We start from the raw sequence: 10009 nt of genomic DNA on the forward strand, positions 1-10009 counted from the left end.
CATGATTAACAGACGTTTAGTTGACATTTCTCAAATAAACTACTGTATTCTTGACGAGGCTGACGAAATGTTGAACATGGGTTTCTATGAAGACATCGTAAACATCTTATCAACAACTCCAGACGAGAAAAACACTTGGTTGTTTTCTGCAACAATGCCTGCTGAAGTAGCTAGAATTGGAAAACAATTCATGACCGATCCAATAGAAATTACTGTAGGAGCTAAAAACTCAGGTTCTGCAACAGTTTCTCACGAATTTTACTTAGTAAATGCACGTGATCGTTACGAAGCTTTGAAACGTTTAGCTGATGCTAATCCAGACATTTTCTCTGTAGTTTTTTGTAGAACAAAACGTGATACACAAGCTGTGGCTGAAAAATTAGTCGAAGATGGTTATAGTGCTGCTGCTTTGCACGGAGATTTATCTCAAGCGCAACGTGATGGTGTTATGAAAGCTTTCCGTGGTAGACAAATCCAAATGCTTGTAGCGACTGATGTTGCTGCTCGTGGAATCGATGTTGATAATATTACACACGTTGTAAATTACCAATTGCCAGACGAAATAGAAACCTACAATCACCGTTCTGGTCGTACCGGACGTGCAGGAAAACTAGGAACTTCTATTGTTATTGTAACTAAAAGTGAAATTCGCAAAATTTCTTCTATCGAAAGAATCATCAAACAAAAGTTTGAAGAAAAAACAATTCCTTCTGGAATCGAAATCTGCGAAATCCAATTATTACACTTAGCTAACAAAATTAAAGATACGGAAGTTGATCACGAAATTGACAACTATTTACCAGCTATTAATAGCGTTTTAGAAGACTTAACGAAAGAAGAGTTAATCAAGAAAATGGTATCGGTAGAATTTAACCGTTTTATCAATTATTACAAGAAAAACAGAGATATTTCTAATCAATCTTCAGGTTCAGACAGACGCGAACGTGATGATAGAGATGGTGCTCCAAGAGAAAACAACAACAATGGCGCAACGCGTTATTTTGTAAATATTGGTTCTAGAGACGATTTCGATTGGATGCAATTAAAAGATTTCTTGAAAGAAACATTAGACTTAGGTCGTGATGACGTATTTAAAGTAGATGTAAAAGAAGGATTCTCTTTCTTTAATACAGATGCAGAACATACTGATAAAGTAATGGAAGTTCTTAACGGATTCGATCTTAACGGAAGAAGAATTAACGTTGAAATCTCTAAAAATGACGGTGGTTCAAGCTCTGGACGTCGTGATCACAACGGAAGAAGTTCTGGTGGTGGTTTCGGTGGCGGAAGAAGTTCTGGCGGCGGAGGTTTTAGAGGAGAAAGAAGTTCAGCACCAAGATCTGGTGGTGGCGGTGGTGCTTTTGGACCAAGAAGTGAATCAAGAAGTTCGGCTCCAAGAGAAGGCGGATTTAGCAGAGGATCAGCTCCAAGAGAAGGTGGTTTTGGAAGAAGTTCAGAAAGAAGTGAATCTTCAGACAGAGCACCAAGAAATGAAAGACGTTCATCAGGATCAGGTTTTACACCACGTCCTTCTGAATCTTCTGACAGACCTAAAAGACCAAGAAGAAGCTAAAAAATAGTCTTTGACTTTATAATAAAGCCTTGAAAATTAATTTTTTCGAGGCTTTTTTTATTGATATGAATCTTGTTGAAGAGTAAATAAATTTAGAATGCAGTGCGTGGAAAATTGTTAACTCTTTGAAAGCCCCTTAAAAATATCTATCCAATGATTGTCTTCTGGTAGAAATGAAATAAATTTATTTTCATCTCCTTTTTGGATTTTAATACGCCCACATTTCTCACACAAAAACATATCGTTCTGGTATTCCAAATTATACTTGGAAATAATATCACTGATAACTGTTGAATCTGGTAAGTTTTGATATATCTCAGACTCAAAATATTTTTTTAGCCATTTGTTTCGCTCACCATTTTTAATTGCATTTACAAAATTATTGATATCTTCAACCTGATTATCAATAGCGTCAATATCTTGGTTACGAATAAAATGTGCTTTATAGCTAATGTTATCCGTTTGATCAACAATTATGTGTCCGCATATACAACTTAGTTTGCTCATTTTCTATATGTTTTTTAATGTCGCTCGAAAGTGATGCACAACCTACAAATTTTTGATTAAATACTTAAACAGTACTTTTGATTTAATTAACAATAATAGTTAATTTTCTTATAATTATAATATAAATTGAAAATATCTCAACATGAATAATTACATTAGCCCAACAAACTTTGAGCATGAGAAATTTCACCTTTTTATTTATATTTTTTGTTTCATTTTCGGCAATTTCACAAGAAACAATTATTTCTGGTACCGTCATAAATGATAATACTATGTTACCTTTATGGAATATTAATGTCGTAAATATAAACCTAGTAAAAGGTGCTGTAACCGATGCAAAAGGGAATTTTAAGATTCCGGCAAATGTAAATGATGTGTTACTTGTTTCGAGTTTGGGTTTTCAATCTATCGAAATAAAAGTGACAAATGACTGGATAAAAAGTAACGCAAACCGAATTCACCTTACCGAGAAAGCCTATGCGCTCGAAGAAGTTGTGATTCCGCCATATGATTTAACAGGTTATCTCGAAGTCGATTCGAAACTCATTCCCGAGAAAGAAAATTATTGGTACAATATTTCTGGACTAACAAGTAGATACGAAGCTGGTGAGAGTTCTCCAGGTGCTTTTGGGAGGGTTATGAATTCCCTATTTAATCCAGCGGATATGCTTTATAATTTCTTTGGTAAAAAACCTAAAGAACTTAGAAGGCTTAAAGAATTAAAAAAAGATGAAAGTTTAAGAAATATGCTTCAAACAAAATACGATCATCAAACTATTTACTTACTTTTAGGTATCGATAAAAAAGAACTTGCCGAAATTTTGCAACGTTGCAGTTATTCCGAAACATTTTTACAAACGGCAAACGATTTACAAATTTTAGATGCTATAAATGGCTGTTATGAGGAATATAAAGTGCTGAAAAAATAAAGCTAGAATTTTTCTAAAATATGAATCAAATTCTTAAAAATATTTTCCCAAGCTTTACCAACTCATTAATTGCGGATATAGAATCTGAGGCTAAAATGCAATCCTTTGAAGCGGGAGAAATAATAATGCGTACCGGTCAGTATATAAAGAACACTATTTTAGTAACAAATGGGAGTGTCAAAGTATATAGAGAAGATGAACATGGAGGTGAATTTTTTATGTACTATCTTCAACCTGGGCAAGCCTGTGCTATATCAATGATTTGCGCGACTAAAAGTGAAAAAAGCCAAATAATGGCTAAAGTAGTTGAAGATGCTGAAATAATTATGGTTCCACTTACCCAAATGGACAAATGGATGATGCAACATCGAAGTTGGTTTGAGTTTGTTATTGAAACTTATAGAACAAGATTTGAAGAAGTTCTAACAGTTATAGATAATATAGCTTTTAAAGCTATGGACGAACGTTTAGAATTTTATTTAAAAAGACATCAAGATAATTGCAGTTGCAATCATATAAAACTTTCACATCAAGAAATAGCTTCGGATTTAAATACTTCTAGAGAAGTTATTTCTAGATTGTTAAAAAAAATGGAACAACGAGGTTTACTTAATCTACATAGAAATTATATCGAAATAGTATAATATTTTTTGGTTGTGTGACTTATGTTACCATCTAACCTAATAAAATTGTTCATCTTTGTGTTATAAAATTTGTAAATGGAATATTTAGGCTATTTTGCTTCAATACTTATAGGAATTTCTTTAGGTTTAATAGGCGGTGGTGGTTCGATACTTACCATACCTATTTTAGTTTATTTATTTAAAATAGATCCAGAAAATGCAACCAGCTATTCATTGTTTATAGTTGGAGTAACGGCACTAATTGGTTCATATAATCATTATTTGTTAGGAAATTTAAAACTAAAATCGGCTCTGTATTTTGCTTTTCCATCAGTAATATCTTTATTATTTGTTAGAGATATAGTGTTGCCAAATACTCCAAATCATTTGTTTTTTATATATGATTTTGAGGTGACAAAAAATTCGCTCATCATGCTTATTTTTGCAATATTGATGATTTTTGCCTCAATATCGATGATAAGAAAGTCAAATTCTGATAAAAACAAACAAGAAATAAACTTTTTTCAGTTATCATTCATAGGTTTAATGGTTGGTTTTGTGACAGGTTTTTTAGGAGCAGGAGGCGGTTTTCTCATCATTCCGGCATTAATATTCTTTGCTGGTTTAGACATGAAGCAAGCCATAGGAACTTCCTTATTTATCATTTTTATCAATTCGATTATAGGATTTGGTGGCGATGTCATAAAAGGGATTCAACTAGACTATAAATTACTATTTATCATCTCATCAATAGCAATTTTTGGAATGTTTATAGGAACTCATTTATCAAAAAAAATAGATGGTTCAAAGCTTAAGCCGGCTTTTGGTTGGTTTGTTTTTGTAATGGGGATTTATATTATAGCAAAAGAATTTTTTTTATAAACCATATAATTACAATAAAAATAATTTAAGACTTATTTTTTTTAATAATTTCAAATACAATACAATGATGCAAATAGAACAAATATATACAGGCTGTTTAGCACAAGGTGCTTATTATATAACTTCAAATGGAGAAGCTGCAATTATAGATCCGTTGCGTGAAATTCAACCTTATCTTGATCGATTAGAAAGAGATAATGTAAAACTGAAATATATTTTTGAAACTCATTTTCATGCCGATTTTGTTTCTGGACATTTAGATTTAAGCCAAAAAACGGGCGCTAAAATAGTTTATGGACCAAATGCAAATCCTGATTTCGAATTTATTTCTGCCAATGATAATCAGGAATTTACCATTGGAGACATCAAAATAAAAGCTTTGCACACGCCTGGTCACACCATGGAAAGTACTTGTTTTTTACTTATTGATGAAAACGGAAAAGATCAAGCTATTTTCTCAGGCGATACTTTGTTTATTGGCGATGTTGGTCGTCCCGATTTGGCACAAAAGGCAGCATCGATGACACAAGATGAGTTGGCCGGTATGCTTTTTAATTCATTAAGAACCAAAGTAATGACACTTGCTGACGATGTAACGGTTTATCCTGCTCATGGTGCCGGTTCTGCTTGTGGCAAAAATATGAGTAAAGAAACTGTATCGACAATTGGAGAACAAAAACAGCTCAATTATGCATTAAGATCCAATATGACCGAATCCGAATTTATTACCGAAGTAACCGATGGTTTGCTACCGCCTCCGTCGTATTTTGGGATGAATGTAGCCATGAATAAATCAGGAATTCCTAGTTTCGAAAATGTATTACACAACGGAATGAAAGAGCTATCAGTAAAAGAATTTGAAGTTATTGCTGACGAAACAGGAGCTATAATTTTAGATACTAGAAACAACGGCGATTTTGCTAAAGGGAATATTCCACAATCTATAAATATTGGTATTGCTGGAGATTTTGCTCCTTGGGTTGGAGCGTTAATTGCCAATGTAAGTCAACCAATAATCATTGTTTCCGAAATAGGTAAAGAAGAAGAAACCATAACTAGACTTAGTCGAGTTGGTTTCGATAATGTATTGGGTCATTTGGGAGGCGGTTTCGAATCTTGGAAAAATGCTGGAAAAGAAATAGATACTGTAAACAGAATTAACGCTACAGAATTTGAAAATCAAGTAAAAATTGGTGAAAGTAAAATTATTGATATTCGTAAAGAAACAGAATATAGTGCAGAACATATTGAGGAATCATTTTGCAAACCTTTGGCAGCAATAAACGATTGGATAAAAGATATTAATCCGAAAGAACATTTCTTTATGCATTGTGCTGGTGGTTATCGCAGTATGATTGCTGCGTCGATATTACAAGCTCGAGGTTACCGAAATTTTACCGAAATAGAAGGCGGTTACAATGCGATTGCAAAAACAAATTTGCCAAAAACCGATTTTATTTGCCAAAGTAAAATTTTAAAAATATAATTAAAATTAATTAACCATGTTTGAATTTCTAAAAAATATATTTTCAAGTAATAATGATGCTTTGAAAAAAATTGTCAATGAAGATGCATTCTTAGTAGATGTTCGTTCTCAAGGAGAATATTTATCTGGTCATGCAAAAGGTTCTGCAAATATTCCTTTAGACCAAATTAAAAGTCAAATCGCAAAGTTTAAAGGAAAAAATAATATTGTAGTATTTTGCAGAAGCGGAATGAGAAGTAGTCAAGCCAAATCTATATTAGAACAAAATGGTTTTACAAATGTGATTAATGGCGGTACTTGGAATAAAATAGATCAATTACTAAACAAGTAAAAATGAAACAATTATTGTTTACAAATTGGCATTTAATGCGATGGGTAAGATTAGTATTTGCACTATTTTTATTTAGCCAAGCATACACAACTGGTCAATGGTTTTTTATTGCTTTTGGGATTTTTTTCTCCTTTCAAGTTATTTTTAATTTAGGCTGTAGCCAAAGTGGTTGCGCAATTCCTAATACTAAATCCAGTAAAAATGAATGATACTTTTCATGATATTATAAATTCCGAAAAACCAGTTTTAATAGATTTTTTTGGAACGTGGTGTGCCCCTTGTCAAGCGCTAGCTCCAATTTTAAAGCAAGTTAAAGATAGCATTGGCGATCGCGTATCCATTATCAAAATTGATGTTGACAAAAATCAAAAATTAGCCGAAAAATATCAAGTTCGTGGCGTTCCTACAATGATTTTATACCAAAACGGAAAGCAATTGTGGAGACAATCGGGTGTTTTGTCGAAAGATGAAATTATTAAAATCATTTTAGAAAAAAGCACTTCCTAAAACTAAAGAAAAATATAACTGTTAAAATAACTGGATGTTATTCTTCCATAAAATATAAAATCTTTACCAAGAGTATCTAAAAATCTAGATGCTCTTTTTTTTTGCTTGTGTGACACTTGTTACTGACTTCGTTTTTTATTCAGCATACATTTGCTTTATAATTCAGATAAATAATTATGAAGAAAATAAATTTAATAGTACTATTAGGAACAATTTCCATTTCAACTATTGGTTATAGTCAGGATAATTTAACGATTTCTAAAAAAGATATTTGGCAAAAAGCATCCGATAAAAACCTGCAAATTAAGATTGCAAATCAGGATTACAAATCTGCACAAGCAGATTATAGACAATCCAATTCATTATTCTTACCTAGTATTACTGCTTCACACACGACAATTTCGACAACAAATCCTTTGATGGTTTTTGGTTCTAAATTGAATCAGGAAATTTTAACACCAATGGATTTTGATCCTAATTTGTTGAACAATCCTGCTAAAACACAAAATTTTGCAACCAAATTTGAAGTTCAACAACCTTTAATAAATGTTGATGGAATTTATGGAAGACAAGCCGCTAAATCTAAAATGGAAGCGTTTCAATTGCAAACTGAACGCACAAAAGAATATTTAGAACTTGATGTCTCTAAAGCATTTATGCAATTACAATTAGCTTACAAAGCGGTAAAAGTTTTAGAAAAAGCAGATGTAACTGGCAAAGCCAACTTAAAACTTGTCGAAAATTATTTTAAACAAGGAATGTTGCAAAAAACCGATTTGCTTAATGTTGAAGTTCGTGTCAATGAAATCACAAATCAGTTACAATACGCCAAAAGTAATATTCAAAATGCGTCTGATTATTTAGGCTTTCTTCTTAATGAAGACACCACAAATAAAGTATTTAAACCTATCGAAGAATTAGATAATACTATTTCAATTGAAGTAGTAAACGATCAGTTATCTGATAACAGAAAAGATATTCAAGCAATGAATAAATCGACAGAAGCCTATCAAAAAATGCTTCAATCGAGTAAAATGAATTTCTTTCCTAGGTTAAATGCTTTTGGAAGTTATGAGTTGTATGATCGTACTTTATTTGGCACAAGTGCAAAAGGTTGCTTAGTTGGTGCTCAATTATCTTGGAGCTTGTTTGATGGTTATAAATCTATTGGAAAAATGGAAAAAGCCAAAGCCGATTTTCAAAAATCAGAAATCGAAACTCAGCAATACAAAGCGCAAAGTCAATTGGAGTTAAACAAAACCAATCGCCAATTGAAAGATGCTGAAAACAAAGTAAACTTATCGAAATTAGCTTTCGAACAATCTCAAGAAGCGTATAGAATTCGTCAAAATCGTTTCACCCAAGGATTAGAAAAAACCACCGATTTATTACAATCCGAAACACAAATGATCCAAAAAGAATTAGAACACTTACAATCGGTTTTCGAATATAATTTTACTATACAATACTTACAATTTTTAACTAAATAGCAATTATACCTGACAGGTTTTTAAAACCTGTCAGGTATAGAAAAATAAATTTAAATTATGAAAAAAATATTTTTACCAAGCATAGTTCTTTCTCTTACTTTATTCCTTTCATGCGGAAAAGAGAAAACCGAAATCACAAATAATACTCCTGCAATTGCTGTAAAAGTAAGCGGAATTTCTGCCGATAATAATTCTCCATTTGTAACTGCAAGCGGAAAAATTGAAGCCGAAAACAGCGCCAATGTTTCTACTAGAATGATGGGGTTTGTTACAAAAGTTCACGTAAAAGTTGGACAAAAAGTTGGTGCTGGCCAATTATTAGTAAGTGTAAACAACACCGATTTACAAGCCAAAAAAGCACAAGTAGATGCTTCTATTTTGCAAGCAACTGCAGCTTTTAACATTGCTAAAAAAGATTATGATCGATTCACTGCTTTATTCAATCAACAAAGTGCTTCACAAAAAGAATTAGATGATATGACTTCGCGCTACGAAATGGCAAAAGCAGGTTTAGAAGGCGCCAAACAAATGCGCAATGAAGTAATGGCACAGTTTTCTTATTCTAATATTACGGCTCCATTTTCAGGCGAAGTAACCAATACATTTGTAAAAGAAGGCGATATGGCAAATCCAGGAATGCCATTAGTAAGTCTTGAAGGTGCTTCTCGTTTGCAAGTTACCGCTATGGTATCGGAAAGCGACATCACATCGATTACAAACGGAATGAGCGTAAAAATTTTAGTAAAATCTACCAATCAAGAATTATCTGGAAAAGTTTCAGAAGTAAGTGGTTCGGCTAAAAATACGGGTGGACAATATTTGGTAAAAATTAACTTAAACACTACTGGAAGCAAAGTATTATCAGGAATGTTTGTCAATGTACAATTTCCAGTTGTTAATCAAATTCAAACCGCAACAAAACAATATGACAAAGTATTAATTCCTGAAAGCGCTTTAGTAAAAAAAGGGCAACTAACTGGAATTTACACTATTGGAAATGGAAACACAGCCATTTTAAGATGGTTACGTATCGGAAAATCATTCGGAAATCAAGTCGAAGTTTTATCCGGATTATCATCTAACGAGCAATATATAGTTTCAGCAGAAGGCAAATTGTACAACGGAGCAAGAGTGTCAATTAATTAGATTTTAATAATTAGAATTCTAAAAATTAAAGATCCAACACACGAGCGTCAGCGAACTGGCGAAGCAATCTAAAAAACTAAAAAATGCAAGAAGGTATATCAGGAAAAATAGCACATTTTTTCATCAATTCTAAATTAACAATTTTGTTAATGATTGGTTTGATGATACTAGGTACATACAGTTCGTTCTTAATTCCGCGTGAAGAAGAACCACAAATAAATGTTCCTATGGCCGATGTCATGGTGGGTTATCCAGGAGCTAGCCCAACCGAAGTAGAAAGTCGTGTCGTAAAACCATTAGAAAAAATTCTATCCAATATAAAAGGAGTCGAACACGTGCATAGTATGGCGATGAACGGACAAGCAGTATTGATTGTTCAGTTCTATGTTGGTCAAGATGTTGAACGTTCGTATGTGAAATTATATGACGAATTGGCTAAACACGAAAATATGTTTCCGCAAGGCGTTTATAAACCCATTGTAAAAACACGTTCAATTGACGATGTTCCAATGTTGGGATTAACACTTTGGAGTGA

The 10009-nt window shown here is 32.7% G+C and carries 12 protein-coding genes; 11 read left to right on the forward strand and 1 reads right to left on the reverse strand.

What is annotated here, in order from left to right:
- The coding region (locus ACH2BP_RS10010; RefSeq protein ID WP_395059466.1) for a DEAD/DEAH box helicase at positions 1 to 1573 on the forward strand (1573 nt) is incomplete at its 5' end.
- Between the two features lie 117 nt (positions 1574 to 1690).
- Here ACH2BP_RS10010 and ACH2BP_RS10015 read toward each other — a convergent pair.
- Positions 1691 to 2080, reverse strand: coding sequence for a hypothetical protein (locus ACH2BP_RS10015; protein WP_395059468.1), 390 nt, complete (start codon positions 2078 to 2080; stop codon positions 1691 to 1693).
- A gap of 176 nt (positions 2081 to 2256) precedes the next feature.
- Between ACH2BP_RS10015 and ACH2BP_RS10020 the strand changes: the two genes are divergently transcribed.
- From ACH2BP_RS10020 to ACH2BP_RS10065, 10 genes are all read left to right on the forward strand, one after another.
- Positions 2257 to 3009, forward strand: a complete 753-nt coding sequence (locus ACH2BP_RS10020; RefSeq protein WP_395059470.1) for a carboxypeptidase-like regulatory domain-containing protein — start codon at positions 2257 to 2259, stop codon at positions 3007 to 3009.
- 20 nt (positions 3010 to 3029) lie between these two features.
- Positions 3030 to 3653 carry a Crp/Fnr family transcriptional regulator gene (locus ACH2BP_RS10025; RefSeq protein ID WP_395059472.1) on the forward strand — a complete coding sequence of 208 codons (624 nt, stop codon included), beginning with the start codon at positions 3030 to 3032 and terminating at the stop codon, positions 3651 to 3653.
- 75 nt (positions 3654 to 3728) lie between these two features.
- Entirely contained in the window at positions 3729 to 4514 is a 786-nt protein-coding gene (locus tag ACH2BP_RS10030; protein ID WP_395059473.1) for a sulfite exporter TauE/SafE family protein, read from the forward strand.
- 67 nt (positions 4515 to 4581) lie between these two features.
- On the forward strand, positions 4582 to 6000 hold the full coding sequence (locus ACH2BP_RS10035) for a rhodanese-like domain-containing protein (protein ID WP_395059487.1): 1419 nt from the start codon (positions 4582 to 4584) through the stop codon (positions 5998 to 6000).
- Positions 6001 to 6016: 16 nt separating this feature from the next.
- A complete protein-coding gene (locus tag ACH2BP_RS10040) occupies positions 6017 to 6331 on the forward strand; it encodes a rhodanese-like domain-containing protein (protein WP_395059475.1) in 315 nt (104 codons plus the stop codon).
- 2 nt (positions 6332 to 6333) lie between these two features.
- Positions 6334 to 6540 (forward strand): hypothetical protein, encoded by a 207-nt coding sequence (locus ACH2BP_RS10045; RefSeq protein WP_395059477.1) that lies wholly within the window; start codon positions 6334 to 6336, stop codon positions 6538 to 6540.
- Positions 6533 to 6838, forward strand: coding sequence for a thioredoxin (trxA, locus tag ACH2BP_RS10050; protein ID WP_395059479.1), 306 nt, complete (start codon positions 6533 to 6535; stop codon positions 6836 to 6838). Before ACH2BP_RS10045 ends, trxA begins: the two co-directional genes overlap by 8 nt.
- 176 nt (positions 6839 to 7014) lie before the next feature.
- Entirely contained in the window at positions 7015 to 8328 is a 1314-nt protein-coding gene (locus ACH2BP_RS10055; protein WP_395059481.1) for a TolC family protein, read from the forward strand.
- A gap of 57 nt (positions 8329 to 8385) precedes the next feature.
- Positions 8386 to 9474 (forward strand): efflux RND transporter periplasmic adaptor subunit, encoded by a 1089-nt coding sequence (locus tag ACH2BP_RS10060; RefSeq protein ID WP_395059483.1) that lies wholly within the window; start codon positions 8386 to 8388, stop codon positions 9472 to 9474.
- Between the two features lie 83 nt (positions 9475 to 9557).
- Positions 9558 to 10009, forward strand: a 452-nt coding sequence (locus ACH2BP_RS10065; protein ID WP_395059485.1) for an efflux RND transporter permease subunit, incomplete at its 3' end; no start/stop codon positions are given.

This window comes from Flavobacterium sp., from assembly GCF_043756175.1.
GTDB lineage: Bacteria > Bacteroidota > Bacteroidia > Flavobacteriales > Flavobacteriaceae > Flavobacterium.